Source organism: Sphingobacterium corticis, assembly GCF_042684745.1.
Taxonomy (GTDB): domain Bacteria; phylum Bacteroidota; class Bacteroidia; order Sphingobacteriales; family Sphingobacteriaceae; genus Sphingobacterium; species Sphingobacterium corticis.
In genome coordinates this window covers 954010-973854 of record NZ_JBHUMA010000006.1, presented here as the reverse complement: position 1 = coordinate 973854, position 19845 = coordinate 954010, and the positions used below count along the sequence as shown (strand labels likewise).

Below are 19845 nucleotides of genomic sequence, written 5' to 3'. Positions count from 1 at the left end.
CAAATATAAAATTATTTAGATTTATTATAAATAATATTTTCATGTATTCCATTTTACTTGCTTCGGTTTATTTTAATGGTTCTACGACGGTCTTTCGTTATCTCCTCTACTATTAAGATCCCATCTTGACACAATTGACTGATGTTATTGTAGATTGCGGAATAGCTATAGCACTTCTTTCCAGGGTTCAACTTGATGAAGATATCGTCTGCACACATTGCCTTTTTCTTATTTTTCAGTAAATCGATGATAGCTTGTTTAGTTTTAGATTGCGCCATGTTGGTTTTTTTTAGTTTCCGAATTGATAGTTCAAAGACAACATGATTTTTCTGTTATCGGGAAACGCAGAATTCCATAAAATTAAATCTCCGTAAGTGCTCGTATATTTTGGATTACCATTTCTAATTAATCCTGTTACTGCTAATTTTAACATAGCGCGATCATTTAGTAGTTTTTTCTCAGCTGCTAAATCCAATCCATAACGTTCATCGGTTCGCATTGCACCCGTGGTAACACCAGAATTGTAATACGCTGCAACTTCAGCGCGTAATCCGTATTTTAATTCCAGCGTATGTCTACTGTTCGCTGTCCAACTTGAACCTTTGGAGTCTAAAATGACATCGTCGATCTCGCCACGATAATTATTGTGAAAAGCATTCACGTAATGATTTCCCGTCCACCAAGAAGTAAATCGGTTGTTGTACATCATGTTGGCGCTATAATTTTTGAAGTTCCCGATGTTCGCTGGACGCGTCAGATTTTCTCCGACGTTACTGCCCACGCGGGAAACCCAATTGATCACATCGTAGCCATAGCTCATACTCAAGGTCGTGAAGAGTGCGTTCTTAAATCCATGCCCGACTTCGCCAATATAACTGCGTTCAGGTTTCAATTCCGGATTACCTTCCGAGTAGGTGAACGCATCTTGGTAAATCCGAAACGCATTGATATCGTGGTCGCCCGGACGTTCGATCCTACTGCTGAAGGACGTACGAATCGTATTATTGTCGTTGATATTAAACAATAAAAATCCGTTTGGAAATAGATCGAAATATCGCTGTTCGCTGATGTCGTTTAAGGTAACCTGATTCGCTTTGATGAACGTATATTCTCCGCGTAAACCTGCTTGGTATTCGAAGCGCTTTACCTTGCCGGAGTACATTGCATACGCTGCTTGAATATGTTGGGTATATTGAAAACGATTGGACGTATTTGGATCAAGAACCCAATTATTTCCGCTTAGCGTATCGTTTTGCACATCGTTATTGATGAAAAAATACGTGGCTTTCCAACCCATTTCCAATTTGCTTTGCTCATTGTTGAATGGTTTGCTGTAATCCAACCTTCCGGCATACGTAGTATTGCTCAAATCCTGTTTATTAGCGCGCGCAGACGTGCGTTGGTTTCCCGAATTAATATCGTTGATGTCGGTTCGAAACTGGTTGTCGTAATCGTTGCCGTGTGGTGCGTAATCGAAATTGATTTTCAGAAAGTGATCTTCGCCTTCGTACTTGTTGACGTAGTTGACGTTGAATGTTAGGTTATTAAATGTTTCATCGAAGCTATTATTTGTGGTGGCCGTTTGTAAGAGGATATTTTCTGATGTTGTTGTATTCATGTCAATCAACGATGAGCTGATAAACCTTCCACGCATCCAGTGGAAACTAGCGTCCAAAATTCCACCGTCGTTGAACTCGTAGCTTGCTCCTGTGCGGATACTGTGAAATTTCCCCGGACTTAGTTCCTGTGTTTCTTTTTGTCTTTGAATGGATTGCAATGCTCCTTCGGACAAAAAGCGACGTTCGATGATGGTGCTATCTTCCGAATATTCCCGTCCAATCGAACCGTTTGCGTACATGTTCAAACCATTCACTTTGTAGTGAATGCTGCCGCCAACTGTTCCTTGCGAACGTCGACTTTGCGAACCGCGAACAAAAATATCACCACCAAATCCATTGCGTTTATTGCGCTTCGTGATAATATTGATGATTCCGGCCGTTCCCGCTGCATCTTCGCGCGCAGAAGGATTGCTCATCAGTTCTAGTTTTGCCACATCTGAGGCTTGCATGCCGCGCAATAAATTCGCCAATTGGGCGCCCGTCAGATACGTTTCTCGTCCGTCGATGCGCACATTCGCGCCGGCACGTCCTTGAATCGAAAAGTTACCTTTACCATCAGAAACTATTCCTGGCGTTTTCTCCAACAGTTCCAAAGCATTATTGCCCTCGCTCAGTACAGAGCCTTCCACATCAACCACCAACTTATCCGCGTATTGACGAATTGCTGGTTGCCGTCCCATGACGCTAACAGCAGCAATTTCGGTTTGATCGGTTCTTAGGTAAATATCATCGATCTGTTTGGCTGCTTTACCGTCCACTTCGAAATGATCGGAATAGAAATCGGCATATTCCAAGGTTTGTACATGTAAGAATACAGAAGTTTTTTGCTTAGTTTTCAATACGTATTGACCGTCGCGATTTGTTTTTTCTTGGGCGATCACAGTGCTGTCCGATGCGTGTAGTAACGCTACGGAAACGTTAGTTAAAGGTTTCTGATCGGGCGAAATTATTCGACCGGATATGATGCTCTGACTGTATAATTGATTCGTTAAAAGCGATATCAAAAATAAAAGAAGGGATTTAGGTAAATTCATGTTTTAGTGTGGAATTACCCCCGGTTCTGCAAAGAATCCGAGGATAATTTCTGAATATGCAAGTAGGGAGGATTATGTTCTTTGTAAAGAGTTCTTATGATCTCTTGTATTGGATTTTCATCACGGTGTTGCCGTTTTCTACCGGCTCACCGTTGCGTCCAGCTTCTTTATTTGTGACGAAGATGATGCCTGTTTTTTGATCTAAGCTAATGGTATTTGGCAATCCGTCGGTGGGAATACGATCCAAAACTTTATAAGTTTTAGCATCTACAACGGCAACTTCTTGCTTCACGCGGTTTGCTGTATAAACTAAATCGTTGGTTTCGTCATATACCAAACCAATAGGAGACGTGTTGAATCCCAAATATACTTTGTCGATAATATCCCCAGATTCCCCGTCCAAAACCGTGATGTTGTTATCGTTGGATTGGCTAACAAAAATTCGATGCTGCTTCAAGTCCAACGCAATATTAAGCGGACAATATGACCAAGTTTTAAAGCTATTGCTTAACGCGCCGGTTTTGCTATTGAATACCAGAATATTTCCTTTCATATCCTGCCCATCCGTTCCGTAAACGCGCCCACGCTGGCTATCCACGCCCAAACCGATTAGGTATGCGCCAGCCTTATCGAAAGATTTTTCGTAGGTGTTTGTTTTGCCGTCAACCTGCCAAATTGAAGGATTTCCGTGGTCGGAAACGTAAATTTTATTGGTTTTTTCATCGACTGCCAGTTCGCGGATTTTTGATTTTTCCTTTCCTCCAGAGATCAAAGTTTGTTTTTTTGTTTTTAAGTCGATCGCACTAATCGCATTTTGTAACGAATGACCGACATACAAGGTTTGCGTGCTATTGTTCAATGTAATTCCGAAGGGTAGATGTTTACCTACCGAAATGGAATCCGTAATGCGCAAATCTGATCCATCCAATTCATAAATGAAGTTCTCGGCTTCTTTGTCAAATCCTTTTTTCGGTCCGGCAACATAAACTTTGTTGTTCGCCGAATTAAAGACCAGTTGGTAAACTTCGTTGGGTAATTTTTGAGTATGCAAGATTTCGTAATCGAAATCTTTTTCTTGGGCGCTAGCGGCCGATGCTGCAAAAGCGAATGCGAGGATTAGGGTTGATTTTTTCATCATTTAGTGTTCTGAAACTTGAGCAGCAACTTTTACTGCTTCCTTTAAAGGACAGTTGCTCAATGTCGAGTTTTCCGAAGTAAGCGATAAAAAATGTTCTTGTTCGGCATCAGATTATTTGCGAAAACCAACTTAGATTTTCTTCCGATTTTTCTTTCGGTTGTTATCGTGTTTTACGGTTGTAAATGTTTGCTTTTCAGTATTTAATCGGATATAAATTTCACAAAAGAAAATTGCTCCTTTGTTTGTGAAATTTTAAGAATAATTTGTACTATTTCTTCGATTACTAATTAGGATTAATCTGTATAACACGCCATGCAATGCGGGATTTTACACCATTATAAAATTTTGTAGACGCCAATTTCATGAACTTGATTCGGTATTTGGATTTCTCTTTTTTTTGAAGTATTGATCAAAATGCATCCAAAGAGCTTCCATTCTGATTCGTCGAGAATAAACCGCTATTTTCCTTCCATTACATACACCAACTATTTCCTTGCAGTTGTCGACCGTCCGAAAGTCGGATAACCGTTTCCCAAAAACGCTTACTGTCGATACTGATCAAACAACATGTATTCAAAAAAGGATCATTTAACTACACATCTAATCACTAAAACAATTTTGTTGTGAGAAAAATTATCTCTGTATTACATAGATGCTTGTAGTATGTATGTCTTGTAACAAGCAACTGGACGTTACGGATCAAACGGATTCGCTTAATAATGCAAAAGCTTCGTTAGCGAACGCGCAACAAACTACACCTATATTTTTGGAAAGAGCCGATACGATGATGACCGCATTGGTCGATAAATACCTGACGGGAAACCGATGGATATTTGGTCGTCCAGTTTTCCGCAATCGAACGGTTATTGGGATGGAGCGGCCGTGATGTGGGACATTGATCCGCTTTTCGGGAAGTTGCGCAAGGATTTCCGCAGTAAGCCGATGATATCGCGCAGGATTATGACAATCGCCTGTTGACCAGCATTGATAAATTTCGGAACACCACAAATGGTAACGCCGAATCTTATGCTGTGTATCTAGGAAATAGTAATGAGCGCTATTTCGACGATAACATTGGGGTAAAAATCGACATGACAGATATGTATGAGATGACCAGCGATACCAAATATTTGGATCGCGCGGAGTTAGTTTGGGATTTTATCCTGACGGGAATGAACGACAAAATGGGCGGCGGCGTGCATTGGAAAGAATTTGGTAACTCGAAAAATATGTGTTCCACCGCTCCGGCAGCTCTCAGCCGGAAAGCTTTATTTAGCAACGAATGATTCGTAAAATTTGGATCATGCAAAAGATTTATAAGAATGGTGCACGGACATCTTACACGATCCGAGCGACTTTTTATATTGGGATAATGCAAACTTGACCGATCAATCGGATGGCAATTCACCATTGGTTATTGGAAAAGCGAAGTTTATATACAATTCTGGACAGCCTATTCGAGCTGCTTCATTACTGTATAATATTACCAATGGACAACGCTATTTAAATGAGGCGACAGCTACTACGCACGCAGCGTATGCAAAATGGTTTACTTTGTACAATTCTCCGTCTTGTGGCAAACTTTCAATTATTATAAAGCCTAATCACGTTTGGTTTCAGGCGATTGCTCTGCGTGGATTTATCGAATTGTTTAAAATTGATAACGATCCCAAATATGTTAACGCATACAAGTTGTCAATTACGAATGCGTGGCTTTCTTCCGCGAGAAATTCTACAACGAATTTAGTGAATTCCGATTTCCGCGGTGGCACTACGCAAACGAAATGGGATGTGCTCCATCAAGGTGCTTACCTTGAAATGCTTTCGCGCTTAGCATCATCGGAACCTGATGAATTGATCGACGGCAATCGTTAAAATGTAATTGTTGAAACAAAGGAAAATGGCAACGCGAAATTAATTGCGGTTGCCATTTGATTTTCAAGTCAGCATGATTTTAAATGGTTTTTAAAGACTAGAAGCCGTCGATAGCACAATCCACGTAATGAAAAGCGCTTAGATTATTCGTGCTGTTTGTATAGATCACAGCTAGTAAGTAATCACCATTTTTCCAAGATTTAGACAAGTTATTTCCCTGTGGAGCATCTCATGTGAAATTAGTATATCCGAACAGGTTTAATTGTATCGTTGCGACAGATGTCATTTATCTATCAGTAGAGTGCAATTCGAAATCTGACCTTTGAGGTCATTCAGGTAGTGAACATCATGAACATTGGCCGGCATAAGGTCAATCGACTAAAAGCTACCTTTTAAAGAAAAGATAGCATAAAGTTTGTATACATAATAATACATGCTTTAAGAAACACTACCCCTTGGCCGTACTGCCGAAGAGCAGTTCTTTACATATTTTTGAGCGCCAACTGCGAGCAATTTTACAGACTTCCAAAGGCACGCGACCTAAGATAAATACATCTTTGGATAATTTAAGCGTCCGGAAAAATCCAAACGAAAGGTGTCGATCTCACTGTCGATATATCTGTATCCATCTGTCAAACTCCGGCTGATCAGCTCAACGTCGCTCAAAGGTGGACGACTGAGTTGTATGCATATTTACCTGTTTGTTGATGTTTTTCTAAAAACTTCCGATATTCTTTTGCAAAATGACGTTAAGTTGTTTATTGTAAATTTTTTATGATTAGAAATGATTTGCTGATTATGATTTTAGTTAGCAACTTACTTCTTCTTACAATGATAAATCATAATGCACAAGGGGTTGGATTTGTTTTCCAATACTAAAACTATCATGTTAAAACTTTCTTTATAATAAAATTAAAAAGATTTTATTTTATTAACCATTTGTTATTATCTTGCCGCCACATATTATTAACGAACCAAATCTTGTTAGCCTGTACCATTTACCGTACGAGCTCTTATTCTCTATCCATGGCGAAATCTATTAGCCAAGTGATGAGGTGTCTCTCGATTAATCAGGAACATTCCATTGCAGAGCTGTCACAACTGATAAATAAGAGTGTTCCTAACATAACAGGAATAGTCAATTGCCTGCTGGAAGCGGATCTTGTCATCGAAAAAGGTTTAGCGCCTTCTACAGGAGGACGAAGAGCGCAGCGTTTTGCTCTGAACGTAGCGCAACTACCTTACGTGCTATCAGTTGCACTAGATCAATTTTACACGTCCTTCGCTCTCTACGATATTTCGGGTAATGTGATATGTGATGTTAAGTACCTGTATAACCCATTGAAAAATACAAAAAGGGCCTATGAGCAGCTCGCACAATCCTGTAAGGAATTTATAGTTCAATACGGAAGTGGAAAGATTTGTATTATAGGCTTATCCATGCCAGGTTTCATCGATGCTGACTCGGGTATCAACAATTCCTATCCAGAGTCTGACCCGTTCTTCCATTTAAAAGAAAAGTTACAATCTCTGTTTAAGATCCCAGTCGTTGTAGAAAATGATTCTGTCGCTATCGCAATGGCTGAAAAATCATTTGGCGATCAAAAATATGCTAAGGATCTTTTGGTAGTCAACCTAAATTGGGGTGTCGGTTTGGGGATTATTATAGATGGCAAACTTTTTAAGGGGCACAGTGGTCATGCGGGAGAGTTTAGCCATATTCCGCTGGCGGATACCGAATTATTATGTTCGTGCGGCAAGCGTGGTTGCTTGGAAGTAAGCGCCTCTTTAACAATTGCCTTAGCAGCGGTTACACAGCGGATCGACAGAGGAGAAGCTTCTTTGTTGGCTGCTACATATCAGCAGCACCGTACAATCTCGGGAGATGAGTTTATCGACGCGGTGAACCGCGGTGATCAGCTCGCTGTGGAAGAAGCGCAAAAAATTGCAGGAATGCTGGGCAAAGGTATTGCAACCTTGATCCATATTATCAATCCCGAATACATCACAATTAGTGGTCGGGGTGCCAAAATGGATGCCATCCTACTGCCGGAGATACAGATTGCGATACAAAAATACGCTATACCACACATTGCACGGTTTACAAAAATTATCATCTCAAACATTGAACATCCGCAGCTGATTGGAACCTATGCCTTAGCTGTTCAGAAGCTCGATTTTTCAGCCTTAACAACACAATCTTTAGCAAGCACATTACCAAATCAATAATAATTATGAATCAAATCAATTTTAAAACATGCGTCTTGCTGCTGCTGATGGTATTTGCCATCGGAGCGGTGTTTGCGCAACAACCACTCGTCACTGGTACGGTGAAAGATGTGAATGGACCATTACCAGGCGTTACAGTAACGTTGATCGGGACAAATCGAGTAGCTCAAACCGATGGACGAGGTCGCTTTACAATCACGGCAACTTCTGGAGATCGTTTACGCTTCTCAAGTATCGGCTACATTACCTCAGAAATTCAAGTTGGTGCACAGGCAAACATCAATATTGATTTAGCGGCCGATGCCGGAAACATTGATGAAGTGGTGGTTACCGGCTTGGGAGAACAAAGACAACGTCGGCAATTGGGATATGCCATGACGCAAATCTCTGGTGACCAAATTAGACAAACCAACGCGATCAACCCAATTGCCGCTTTGCAAGGTATGGTACCCGGACTACAGGTTAACGTGGGTACAGGTGGCCCTCAGTCATCTACTCGTTTTTTAATTCGTGGTGCAGGATCTTTAGATCCATTCGGTAATGCGCCGCTTATTGTAGTCGATGGTATTATCATGGATGAAGAAGTAGTGTTACCACACCGTGGTGGGGATCAGGACTTGGTAACATTTTGAAAAACATCAACCCAGATGATATCGAATCTATTTCGGTACTAAATGGAGGTTCGGTAACGGCATTATATGGTAGTCGCGCCAGTAATGGTGTGATCATGATTACCACCAAAAAAGGTTACTCACAACGTGGTTTCGGAATCGGATTTTCACATACACAAGGTTTTGAACAAGCCTATGCCACGCCTGACTTTCAGGATATCTATGGGCCCGGTACCAATCCTAATGCGGTGTATGCGGTAGGTACAGACGGAATTGAGATAATTCCGACGACCAACTATGCCTATAGTTTCGGACCTAAATTCGATGGTCGTACTGTACGTGATGTGAATGGTCTACTTGTACCGTTTCAAGCAAATAATAGCCCATTGGACATTTACGAAACTGGTCGTTATTCGAACAGCAACTTGTCATTACAAGGTGGTAATGAACGCACGACATTTCGTTTCTCGTATACCAATACTTACGCAAAAGGTGTTTCGCCAAATAACAAGATGAATAGAAACAACTTTAACCTAAGAGCGACACAGCGACTTGGCAATGCGATTCAATTAGATGGAAGTGTAAGCTATGTTAACAATGCAGCATTTAATCCACAGTATGGTGGTGACCGCTGGAATATGGGTAACAACATTTTGTATGGCTTATCTTTTGGTGTGCCTCGTCAATATGATTTAGCTTATTGGAGAGATAACTATATTGATCCGCTGAATGGTGGTGTTAATCGTGCAGATGCATCCAATAAGACACCATTGTTGTTTATGTTGTATCAAAATCGCCAGTTGCAGTCCGAGGATAACTTTAGAGGTAACTTAAATAGCCGTATTAATTTCACCGACTGGCTTACCTTAGAAAGTAACTTTAGTGCCAATTTATTTGCCACAAACCGCCAAATGATGAACCGCGGTCAAGATGCTGCATTTGCTAATGGTAACTATAGCAACTATTCATCCAGAGTATTGCAAACACGATATATCAACAGTTTACGCGCGATCCGTACGTACGGAGATTTTGAAGTTATGGGACAGGCCGGTCTAGAATTAAATCATTCATCTAGAAATGGTATTTCTGCTCGTACAGATGGTATGGTAACTCCAGATGTATTTCGGTTAAGTAACTCCCGAGCACGTCCGATTGTGTCCGAAGAAAAACCAAATCAAAAGAGAACTGTTTCGGCAATCTTTCAAACGGCGGTCGATTACAAAAATGCGTTAACTCTCAACTTATACGGACGTAATGATTGGGACTCTAGTTTAGTTTACCCAGATGGAACAGGTAATTATTCGTACTTCTACTACGGATCAGATGCAGCTTGGGTATTTTCTGATATGTTAGATCTCAATAGAGATATATTTTCATTTGGTAAACTTCGTGCGTCTTACAATCAAGTAGGTAAAGGGACAAGCACCTATAATGCTATGACTGGTTTTTATGTTCCACGCGATCCATACCTTACGGAATCAATGTATGATTTTGATTCTAAACGTTTGGGAAATAGAGATTTAAAGCCGGAGAAAAGTAGTACTTGGGAAGTGGGGACAGAGATGAAGTTGTTTCAATCTCGCGTAGGTATCAATGCCACGTTTTATAGTAAAGACACTCGCGGTCAAATTATCGATTTGCCAGTGTCCAGAGAAAGTGGTGTTACTAGAGCCTTGATCAACAGCGGGCACATACGCAACCGTGGTATAGAACTAGGACTGAATGGTACTCCTGTACGCTCTGGCAATTTTGCATGGGATGTCTTCTTTAACTATACACGCAATAGAGATAAGATCTTAGAATTGGCTCCTGGTGTAGATATTCACGAGTTGGAGTCGGATGATGGTATTCGTACCATTGCTCAAGTAGGTGGCACATATGGTACGATGGTTTCTAATTATGGTCACGCTTTGTTTCAAGCACGTGATGCCAGCGGTAATCCTATAGACCATGTGAACAATGGTAAAAACGTGATGACCCTATTGGGTACTAATCTAGGAAGGTTTGTACGTTCTCAAGATTATGCACAAGGAAATGAGCGCGAAAAAGAGATTGGATCAATATTGCCGCGTTTTATGGGTAGTATTATCAATCAATTCAGTTATAAATCCTTCATGTTTAGCTTTATGCTAGATGCTAAGTTTGGTGGCTATGTGTATTCGCCTACTTACAATTATGCGATGCAGACTGGTCAGATGGCAAGCTCGCTATGGGGAAGACCGGGCACGGAAGGTAGTGTAGAGTTTACGAATGCGGCTGGCAATCAAGCGTGGGGTGTGATACCTGATGGCGTTTTTGCACAAGGTACACGTATTGCTGGACAAGATGTAGGTGGATTGACTTATCAGGAAACGACGGAACGTGGGATTACAGTGCCAATCAGTGATGTGAACTACTATAACTCGGCTTATGGCTGGGGAACAGGTATACGCGAGCGTGGTGCATTTGAGTCTTCATGGGTTATGGTGCGTGATGTGTCCGTAAGCTATGATTTACCACAAAGTACGGCTAGTCGACTTAAGTTAAACAATTTAAGATTGACGCTAAATGCTCGTAACTTGGGGTATTTATATAACTCTTTGCCAGATAATTTGAATCCAGAAGATTTGAGATCTACATCTTCGGCAGCTTCTATGTTAGGAGGTGGTACGCCGTTGACTAGAAGTTTCAATTTCACCATCAACACTAATTTTTAATACACCTGTGTTATGACAATTTTAAAGACATTAAAATATATCGCATTTGCACTCGTCGCTCAAACAACCTTTATGGGATGTAGCCGAGACCAATATGCTGAATTCAACACCGATCCAGATGCGGTACTAAATCCAAATCCTGATTATCTCTTTACCCAAGCACTCGTAAGAACGCAGGATAATGATTTTGAAGCGTTCTATGACAATTATAGTTACATCAGCCGTTGGTCAAGGGTTTTCTTACAGATTACGGGTAACGGTATAGGAGTAACCGATAATGCAGCAAATGCCAATAATCGTTACGGAAGATTTTTTGAAGATATAGGTCCCTTGCTGGTAGATATACAAGTGCTTATTGATCGTATGCCTGAAGATCAGAGAGCTCGAAGTGTATATAAACGCGTCATTCCAAGTATTGTAAAAGCATGGCAGGCTTGGTACGTGTCGGACGTAAATGGTAGTATTCCCTACACGGAAGCTTTCCAAGCTCGGTATGGTGGTACATTGCGCCCTAAATACGAAACTCAGCAAGAGCTTTTTACCATATTTGAGCAAGAACTAAAAGACGCAGCAACAACTTTAAATACGCCGCAAGCTGTGACTCAAGATAGTTATGGAAGTGCAGATTTGTATTTCGCAGGTGATCCAGCTAAATGGGCTAAAGCGGCGAATTCGCTACGTCTTGTGATTGCTTTACGATTAATGAAGCGCGATCCCTCTGGAGCGCAAGCTATCATACGTGAGGTGCTAAGCCATCCAGCAGGATTAATCTCCAGTGAGGCTGAAGAATGGGCATTGCCTGCGCGGTTAAGCTTCACTGCGGGGGGTAACTGGAATATAACAGGAAACGGTCGTCTTTTCGTTGGTGAGTCGGGTGTAGTGGATTATATGTGGAATAATGAAGATCCAAGGTTGCGCCAATTCTTTCGTCCAAACCAATGGAGTCCAGAGAATTTTGCGACAGCAAAACAGCAAGGTGTGATTCCGCAGAGTGCAGTTTATGATACGCGTCGTTATTACGGACAGTTTTCTAATCCAGAAGCAGCGGATGATCCGACTAAGTTGCGATTCTTCTCTCCACTTTCAATCCGTAATGGCGAGGCTACTGTCGTATTAGATACCGTGTCACGCATACAAGATCGTCTATTCCAACCAGAAAATGATGGCGGCACAGGAACAGGAATTTTTCCAGTAATTACCTATGCTGATGTATGCTTTATGCGTGCAGAAATTGCACAACGAGGCTGGTCTAATGAAAATGCTGGAGAGTGGTACAACAAAGGTATTGAAGCTTCGTTGCGTTTCTACAGTAAGCTAGCAGGTGCGGCACAAGTTGTTAATTACACTGCTATTACCGATGCAGAAATTGCTGCTTTCATAGCTAAACCAGATATTGCTTACAATGCTGCAACAGGCTTAGAGCAAATTATATTACAAGCGTATTTGAATTACTTCCGTAACTTCAATGAGGCTTGGGCATTGGTAAAACGTACGGGTATGCCGAATAAAAATACCGCACTCGTGTTCGAAGATTGGACAAATACTGGTAGCGTTTCGCAAATGCCACGTCGTTTCAGTATTGGTTTTCCAGTAACAGGTGAGTACAATTTTGATAACAAGAAAGCTGCTATTGACCAGATGATGAGCGATCCAGAATTTGGACAGCCATCAAACATTCAAGGCAGAATATGGTGGGATAAACAGTAAATTAAATAATTGTGATAGCACCAGCCGTTAGGCTGGTGTTATTTGCTTCATGCGTTTCAATGTTTATTTTTAACTAAATTTCAGTTATGCATACCTTGTCGATTCTGCGCTTTTTATTGATTTGCTTCTTCGCTTTAACAAGCTATTCTATTTCGGCACAAAAAAATAATCTGGGGAAACAATTGCTCATTGATGTTTCGACCGAGCTACCTCATCGTATCGAAGTAAATAAACCTGTTGCGGTGATTTTTCTTTCTCCAGAATGCCCTCTTTGTCAAAATTATACCCAAACTATCAATCAACTCCATCAACAATACAACCAGCAAATAGAATTTATAGGAATATTTCCTGGTAAAGCATATGGTTCAGCAGATATCAAGCAATTTGCTGCCAAATACAAAATAGCTATGGCGCTCTATCAAGATCCCAATTTTCAGTTTACCCGTGCGTTAGAGGCGACAGTAACACCATCGGTGGCTTTGTATGATAAGGGAGGCTTACAATATTTCGGAGCGATTGACAATGCACTGCGAGAGCTGGGCAAAAAACGAGTGGTCGTGACGGAGCTTTATCTGCAAGACGCTATCGCCAGTTTGCTTCAAAACAAGCCTATTTCAGTAAAAAAAACAGTGGCCAAAGGTTGTTTCATTAATACGCGCTAATGATGAAAATTTTAACTATTCTGCTGATCGGAGTCACCAACTTTTTGGGTTTGTCTCGTGTGCATGCGCAAACGTTTGTAAAAGATGTGCAGCCGATCATTCAAAGCAAATGTGTATCCTGTCATCGCGATGGCGAGGCGGCGCCTTTTCCTTTGGTCACTTATGACGATGTAGCCAAACGCGCCACCTTTATCAAAGAAGTGGTGAAGTCCCGTTATATGCCACCTTGGAAAGCGGACAACGAATACGTTCATTTTGACAATGATCGCTCGCTCTCCGAAAAGGAAATTCAAACGATTGTGTCTTGGGTAGATGCCGGCGCAAAAGAAGGAAAAAGAAAAAGTCGCGAGACATCGGTCGATCGTAATAAGATGACGAGTTATGGTCGTCCCGCAGATATGACCTTGGCGACAGCTGATACATTTTTAGTGAAAGGCAATAACCTGGAGCGTTTCGTAGAATTCAAGATCCCCTTCGAGTTCGACAGATCGTTTGATGTCGAAGCGATCGAATTTTTTTCTAATAATAAAAAACTCATTCATCATGTCAACTATGCAGTTCAAATCATCGAAGATCCTGCAATAGATATTCATGCGGCTCCAGCGATGGCCAATCATACCGATGGCGCAGTTAGACACAATGATCCTTACAAAAAATATAAGCGAACCATGGCCTACTATGGCGGCTGGATTCCGGGTGCTTCCGCAGAAGCTTATCCACCTAAAATAGGCTGGAAAATGCCAAAGCGAGGTGTGATCTTGTTGACCGTACATTTTTCGGCTACGCCGATCGATGAGTTGTCGGTCAATGGTGTCCATTTATTTTTCACTGATGTGCCAGTAGAGCGAGAAGTAAAAGTGGTTAGTTTCGGTTCTGGAGGCATTGGCGAGCTGGATATCCAGCCTTCCTTCTTTATGATTCCTGCTGATAAAGTCAGTCATTACTCCCTGAAATTCAAAAATCCAGGTGAAGATCTTTCCATGCTCTACACCTGGCCACATATGCACTATATTGGCAAATCGATTAAAGTATATGCTACTTTAGAAAATAACGACACAATTCCATTAGTAAATATCCCTGACTGGGATTATCGATGGCAAGAAATGTATCGTTATAAGTTTTTTAAAAAAATCCCGAAAGGGGCGGTTATTCATATGGAATGTGCGTATGATAATACGGCGGCGAATCCATTTAATCCATTTTCGCCACCGCAAAACATTTTCTCGTATTCGAATATGAAATCTGATCAAGAGATGATGACACTCTTGATGATTTACTTGCCGTATCAAGACGGTGATGAAAATCGAATTACTGCCATACCAAAAGGTCCTTAATTTTTAACAAAATCTATCTATGAATATCTCAAGCAAAACATTACTTATGAGGTTGAAACCCACGCTAACTTGGCTCTGTATGCTTGGTATGGCCTTCACGTTGCAGGCACAAAAGAAGCATATCTTTACCGAAGGTTTATTTCTTCAGATTCCATTTAATTATGGTCGTGAAGCGGTATATGCGGATCCATTTTTAGGTAAGTTTTACCAAAAAGGTTTTGAAAGTCCAATAGAAGGTAAAGCATGGAATGGTGATGCGGAGTCCTCTTGGTTAAAAATCACCACGGATACAGCAGGTTTCTTTAGGCCACAAAGAAATGCAGGTGGAAACCTGTCAAATCCCAACAATCCGCCTGGGCCAGGCCGCATCGCTGTACAAACTGAAAATGTGCCAAGAACGCCCATGCCGCAACGTCGCGGATTTGGTTCCAGTTATTTATATTTAACTTACCAATCTTCTAAAAACGAAGATGCGGTACTTAACGTGAAAGGAAACAGTGCGGTATTGGTCAATGGAGAACTGCATGCCGGTGATCCCTACAGAATGGGTTGGCTCAATATACCAGTGCGTCTTAAAAAGGGAAAAAATGAATTTTACGTGCGCGGTACATTCGTAGCGGCAGAATTGGTGTTTTCTGAAAAACCGCTATTTTTAGCTACAGAAGATTTAACACTTCCAGACATCGTGGCGGGTCGTGACAACTCAGCTTTGATGCTGGGTGTCACTGTTGTAAATACATCGAACAAAGTTATTCCAAAGACCATTATAAGAAGCACGGTAGCGGGCAAAATAGTAGACCGTGAAATACCTACCATCGCCGCACACAGCACTAGAAAAGTGATAGCTGCAATAGATGGTTCAGGTGTTAGACAAGTTGGCGATCTTTCTGCAACCATTGCGTTAGTGCAAGAAGGAGAGGTAAAAGACGAGCAAACGATTTCATTGCGTTCTTTAGACAAGACGACAACTTACCGTATGACATTTGTGAGTGATATCGATGGTAGTGTACAATATTATGCAGTCAATCCAGCGATTGGTGGTGACTCGGCAGATAAAGGTTTATTCTTTTCAGTACATGGTGCTGGTGTAGAAGCTTTAGGACAAGCACAAGCCTACGAATCCAAAGATTGGGGTACTTTAGTAGCGCCCACCAATCGTAGACCACGTGGTTTCAATTGGGAAGATTGGGGAAGATTGGACGCTTTGGAAGTATTGGGTTTAGCCCAAAAATCGATTAAACACGATACAAAGCGCGTGTATTTGACTGGGCATTCGATGGGCGGCCATGGCACTTGGTTTCTCGGAGCGACATATCCCGACAAATGGGCAGCCATTGCGCCATGTGCTGGTTACCCGACGTTGAAAGGTTACGGTTCGGCAGATGGAATTATTCCTGATCAAGGAGGTAATGCATTAGAAAATACCTTGCTAAGATCAAGTAATCAAAGTGATGTAATCGCTTATGCGACCAATTACAAACCGCTGGGCGTATATGTGTTGCATGGCGATGCGGATCGCACCGTACCAGTTACCTATGCGCGTCAAATGCGTGAAGTATTAGCCGGTTTTCACCCAGATTTCAATTACTACGAATATCCAGGCGGATCGCACTGGTATAGCAATGAAAGTGTGGATTGGAAACCATTATTCGACTACTTCAAATGGCACCAGCGCAAGTCGAGCAACGAAGTGAATGAAGTAGATTTTAAAACATCAAACCCAGGAATCTCTGCTAGTTACTACTGGGCTACGATCTATCATCAAGAAGAAGCCTTGGCTTACTCGCATATCCAACTATCGCGAGATGTGACGAAGCGCCAGATTAGCGGCCGAACTAACAATGTGAAAACATTGAAATTGGATATCTCTGAATTTGGTGCTACTGGCACGTTGACAGTATTTTTGGACAGTCTGAATGTTTTACAGCCATCGCTTGCTCAAAGTATAGACGGGCATATTTACTTGGAAAAACAAGCTAACAAATGGGAACTGGTTGCAAAACCTTCTTTAGCAAACAAAGGCCCACAACGGAATGGTACGTTTAAAGAAGCATTCCGGCACAACATGGTGTACGTTTATGGTACGCAAGGTACAGCCGAAGAGAATGCTTGGGCATGGGAAAAAGTGCGGTATGATGCTGAATCTTGGTACTACCGTGGTAATGGCGCGTTTGATGCGGTAGCAGACAAAGATTTCGATCCTGCAAAATATGTAGATCGCAATGTCATTTTGGTTGGAAATGCTAAAACAAACAGCGCGTGGAATACATTACTTGAAGATTGCCCAATTCAAGTTGTATCAGGACAGTTGAAGATGGGAGAGAAGGTACAAGCTGCTAACGATCTGGGTGGCTACTTTGTATATCCAAAATCTGGTAGCGATACACTATCTGTTGGCGTGATTACGGGTACAGGCATCCAAGGTATGAAAGCTGCTACAGCCAATCAATATATGGCTGGTGCAAGTGGATTTCCGGATTACATGTTTTTCTCAATCGATATGTTGACCAACGGAGCTTCGGGTTTAGTGGATGTCGGATTTTTTAACAACGATTGGTCATTGTAGCTGTTAAAGATTGACTAACACAAAAGAGGCATCTACAATACTTCTTTTGCGTTTAATGAGAAAATTGTTCCTAAAATTATCTTAATTATAAAGCGATCAGATAGGAAAAACAAGATTTTTGCTTTTCGTGGACATATTTTATAGATGTAAAATAGCAAGGCACTTTAAGATTATAAACAAAACAAGCTCCGACGATCGTCGGAGCTTGTGCTTTATCAGGTTAGGGAAAAGCTTACTTTACCTCTTTTAGCAATTCTTCTACAGCGGCTGTCAGCGGCAGATCATCGCCCTTCAAAAATGCTTCATAAGGAGGTGCAACGCGGATATGCGTGTAGAAACTACGCAACCCAAATGAGATGTGCTTCATCAAGGTGCTTGTATGAAAATGCTTTTGCCCTTAGCATCATTGGAACCTGATGAATTGATCGACGGCAATCATTAAAATGTAATTGTTGAAACAAAGGAAAATGGCAACGCGAAATTAATTGCGGTTGCCATTTTTGATTTTCAGGTCAGTATGATGCTAAATGATTTATCAAACGCTAAAAACCGTCGATAGCACAATCCACGTAATGAAAAACGCTTAGATTATTCGTGCTGTTTGTATAGATCACAGCTAGTAAGTAATCACCATTTTTCCAAGATTTAGACAAGTTATTTCCCTGTGGAGAATTATTGTCTTGTGCGGAACCAATAACCAATTCCTTCTGCGCGACTTGCTTACCGTAATTACTGAATGTTTTTGTTTCTGTCAACCCTTTGTGTTCCAACTTATCCGCGACAATTACTTTAGAAAAATCTAAATTGTTCGCACTTTCCGGACGATAATTCAGCGATTTGGCGATAAGTAATAAATACAATACGCCATCATCTTTCACGTGCTGAATGTCGATGTATGATGTTAACGTATCGCCTCTTGAATATCCTTTTACAGTTGGATCAACCAAACCTCGGTTCAGAATGTAAAAATAATCCTTCTTGTTTTTCTGCGCCATGAACATATACAATTTTGGGTCGACAGGAAGATTCGCGGGATGAATCAGTTCAATCTGTTCCACCATTTCTAAAATTCCCCCATTTTCGTCATGAACGATGATGATGAAGTCATAATTGCCTTCCGCGGCATTTTCTGGAATGTCAAAATGCTTATGGACATTAACTTCTTGATGTCCTCTAAATTCGCCCTCCCACGTTTTTTCAAAACGCCAATCGCTGGCGTACGTTTCGCCCGCTTTAGGTTCTATTTTAATCTGTACAGAAAGAACCGGGGCGGCAGCTTTTATGTCCATATCCAAGTGGAAATCGCGGCCTATAACAGCACGTTTGTTGTTTCCTGAACCAATTTCTAAATGTTCAATAATGGGTTTAGGAGCTTCTATAGAGGCTTCTTCCTTGTCGCAAGCAGTAAATGTGCATAACCCAATCATGACCGCTACCCAAAGCAAGTTGGCCATCTTAACGCTGTTTTTCATGTAGATATAATTTTTGTAGTATGTATGTAGATAATGCCATTCTCCTAACTTAATCATACGATCATTCGATGAAATGATTAGGAAAACTTATTAATGCAACAAAGGTGCAAAAATATTATCAGAAAACAATTTGGCTTATCATGAAATAAGGGTAGTCGCTTAAATTGGTTTTAGATGAAGAAAGATTTGATTTCAAAGGTCGTTTCTAAACGTGCCATAGCTTTTTCAATAAGTACTTTTTTAGCATCATTTATGCGGTATCCTTCTCCACGATAAATGTGTTCGTCGTCTACTTTTAATATCCGTTTGAACAACGTGTTTTTATCGTTTGGTACTAGATTGATACGTACATTATGCAATGAATCTAAAAATCCATATAATTTATCAATAGTGTTCCGCCCATTATTTTGCGAGAAAACTGATTTAATATAAACCCTGTAGGTATTTGGAAATGTTGCCGAGATCTCTTTTACAGTCATTTTTTTAGAAATTTTTATTTGTTCTTAAAATACTCGCTTTGCGCGCTTTCTAAAAGATTGTACAATCCAGCCAAGCCATCAATAATCGTCTTTTGTTGATCAATTTGCTTCTGTTGGTTTTCTAAAATCTTATCTACTTTCCAGTACCACAGAAATATACTGCGAAATAATAAGAAAATCGCCAGGGCGAACGCGAGTGAAATTAGTAAGCCGATAACGCTTCCAAATGTGGAAGCTTGTAGTAATATAAATGCCATGATTAATAGTAGTTTGGTTAATACTTACCACCAAGATACACAATCGAGCTCGAATAAAATTTACGGCTTCCCGTAACAGATATTTTATCTAATAAAACGGCTATAAACGCCACAAGCTCCGACGATCGTCGGAGCTTGTGCTTTATCTTATCAGGTTAGGGAAAAG

The 19845-nt window shown here is 41.0% G+C and carries 16 protein-coding genes and 1 pseudogene; 10 read left to right on the top strand and 7 right to left on the bottom strand.

Annotated features, from left to right (window positions below; translation table 11 throughout):
- Positions 1–53: 53 nt before the first annotated feature.
- The 3 genes from ACFSQ3_RS10190 to ACFSQ3_RS10180 form a co-directional block, all read right to left on the bottom strand.
- Positions 54–278 (bottom strand): hypothetical protein, encoded by a 225-nt coding sequence (locus tag ACFSQ3_RS10190; RefSeq protein WP_380869441.1) that lies wholly within the window; start codon positions 276–278, stop codon positions 54–56.
- Between the two features lie 11 nt (positions 279–289).
- Positions 290–2653, bottom strand: coding sequence for an outer membrane beta-barrel protein (locus ACFSQ3_RS10185; protein ID WP_380869440.1), 2364 nt, complete (start codon positions 2651–2653; stop codon positions 290–292).
- 94 nt (positions 2654–2747) lie between these two features.
- Positions 2748–3791 carry a YncE family protein gene (locus ACFSQ3_RS10180; RefSeq protein ID WP_380869439.1) on the bottom strand — a complete coding sequence of 348 codons (1044 nt, stop codon included), beginning with the start codon at positions 3789–3791 and terminating at the stop codon, positions 2748–2750.
- A 667-nt stretch (positions 3792–4458) separates the two neighbouring features.
- Between ACFSQ3_RS10180 and ACFSQ3_RS10175 the strand changes: the two genes are divergently transcribed.
- The 10 genes and pseudogenes from ACFSQ3_RS10175 (at position 4459) to ACFSQ3_RS10130 (ending at position 17471) form a co-directional block, all read left to right on the top strand.
- The gene (locus ACFSQ3_RS10175; RefSeq protein ID WP_380869438.1) at positions 4459–4677 is read left to right on the top strand and encodes a hypothetical protein; all 219 of its coding nucleotides are present in this window, start codon (positions 4459–4461) and stop codon (positions 4675–4677) included.
- A gap of 88 nt (positions 4678–4765) precedes the next feature.
- Positions 4766–5077: a glycoside hydrolase family 76 protein gene (locus ACFSQ3_RS10170; protein WP_380869437.1), complete on the top strand. Its 312-nt coding sequence runs from the start codon at positions 4766–4768 to the stop codon at positions 5075–5077.
- 46 nt (positions 5078–5123) lie between these two features.
- Positions 5124–5666: pseudogene (locus ACFSQ3_RS10165) on the top strand (glycoside hydrolase family 76 protein); the annotation flags it as partial.
- Positions 5667–6692: 1026 nt separating this feature from the next.
- Positions 6693–7895 carry an ROK family protein gene (locus ACFSQ3_RS10160; RefSeq protein WP_380869436.1) on the top strand — a complete coding sequence of 401 codons (1203 nt, stop codon included), beginning with the start codon at positions 6693–6695 and terminating at the stop codon, positions 7893–7895.
- 5 nt (positions 7896–7900) lie between these two features.
- Positions 7901–8527 (top strand): carboxypeptidase-like regulatory domain-containing protein, encoded by a 627-nt coding sequence (locus ACFSQ3_RS10155; protein ID WP_380869435.1) that lies wholly within the window; start codon positions 7901–7903, stop codon positions 8525–8527.
- Positions 8524–11202: a SusC/RagA family TonB-linked outer membrane protein gene (locus ACFSQ3_RS10150; protein ID WP_380869434.1), complete on the top strand. Its 2679-nt coding sequence runs from the start codon at positions 8524–8526 to the stop codon at positions 11200–11202. Before ACFSQ3_RS10155 ends, ACFSQ3_RS10150 begins: the two co-directional genes overlap by 4 nt.
- 12 nt (positions 11203–11214) lie before the next feature.
- Positions 11215–12909, top strand: a complete 1695-nt coding sequence (locus ACFSQ3_RS10145) for a SusD/RagB family nutrient-binding outer membrane lipoprotein (protein ID WP_380869433.1) — start codon at positions 11215–11217, stop codon at positions 12907–12909.
- A gap of 86 nt (positions 12910–12995) precedes the next feature.
- Positions 12996–13571, top strand: coding sequence for a redoxin domain-containing protein (locus ACFSQ3_RS10140; protein ID WP_380869432.1), 576 nt, complete (start codon positions 12996–12998; stop codon positions 13569–13571).
- A 2-nt stretch (positions 13572–13573) separates the two neighbouring features.
- The gene (locus ACFSQ3_RS10135; protein WP_380869431.1) at positions 13574–14905 is read left to right on the top strand and encodes a c-type cytochrome; all 1332 of its coding nucleotides are present in this window, start codon (positions 13574–13576) and stop codon (positions 14903–14905) included.
- Positions 14906–14951: 46 nt separating this feature from the next.
- Positions 14952–17471 carry a carboxylesterase family protein gene (locus ACFSQ3_RS10130; protein ID WP_380869430.1) on the top strand — a complete coding sequence of 840 codons (2520 nt, stop codon included), beginning with the start codon at positions 14952–14954 and terminating at the stop codon, positions 17469–17471.
- 232 nt (positions 17472–17703) lie between these two features.
- Here ACFSQ3_RS10130 and ACFSQ3_RS10125 read toward each other — a convergent pair whose 3' ends face one another.
- The 4 genes from ACFSQ3_RS10125 to ACFSQ3_RS10110 all read right to left on the bottom strand — a co-directional run bounded on the left by ACFSQ3_RS10125 (position 17704) and on the right by ACFSQ3_RS10110 (position 19679).
- Positions 17704–17838 carry a hypothetical protein gene (locus ACFSQ3_RS10125; RefSeq protein ID WP_380869429.1) on the bottom strand — a complete coding sequence of 45 codons (135 nt, stop codon included), beginning with the start codon at positions 17836–17838 and terminating at the stop codon, positions 17704–17706.
- Between the two features lie 175 nt (positions 17839–18013).
- A complete protein-coding gene (locus tag ACFSQ3_RS10120; RefSeq protein WP_380869428.1) occupies positions 18014–19000 on the bottom strand; it encodes a DUF4625 domain-containing protein in 987 nt (328 codons plus the stop codon).
- Between the two features lie 113 nt (positions 19001–19113).
- Entirely contained in the window at positions 19114–19422 is a 309-nt protein-coding gene (locus tag ACFSQ3_RS10115; RefSeq protein WP_380869427.1) for a hypothetical protein, read from the bottom strand.
- A gap of 14 nt (positions 19423–19436) precedes the next feature.
- Positions 19437–19679 (bottom strand): hypothetical protein, encoded by a 243-nt coding sequence (locus ACFSQ3_RS10110; RefSeq protein WP_380869426.1) that lies wholly within the window; start codon positions 19677–19679, stop codon positions 19437–19439.
- Positions 19680–19845: the final 166 nt, after the last annotated feature.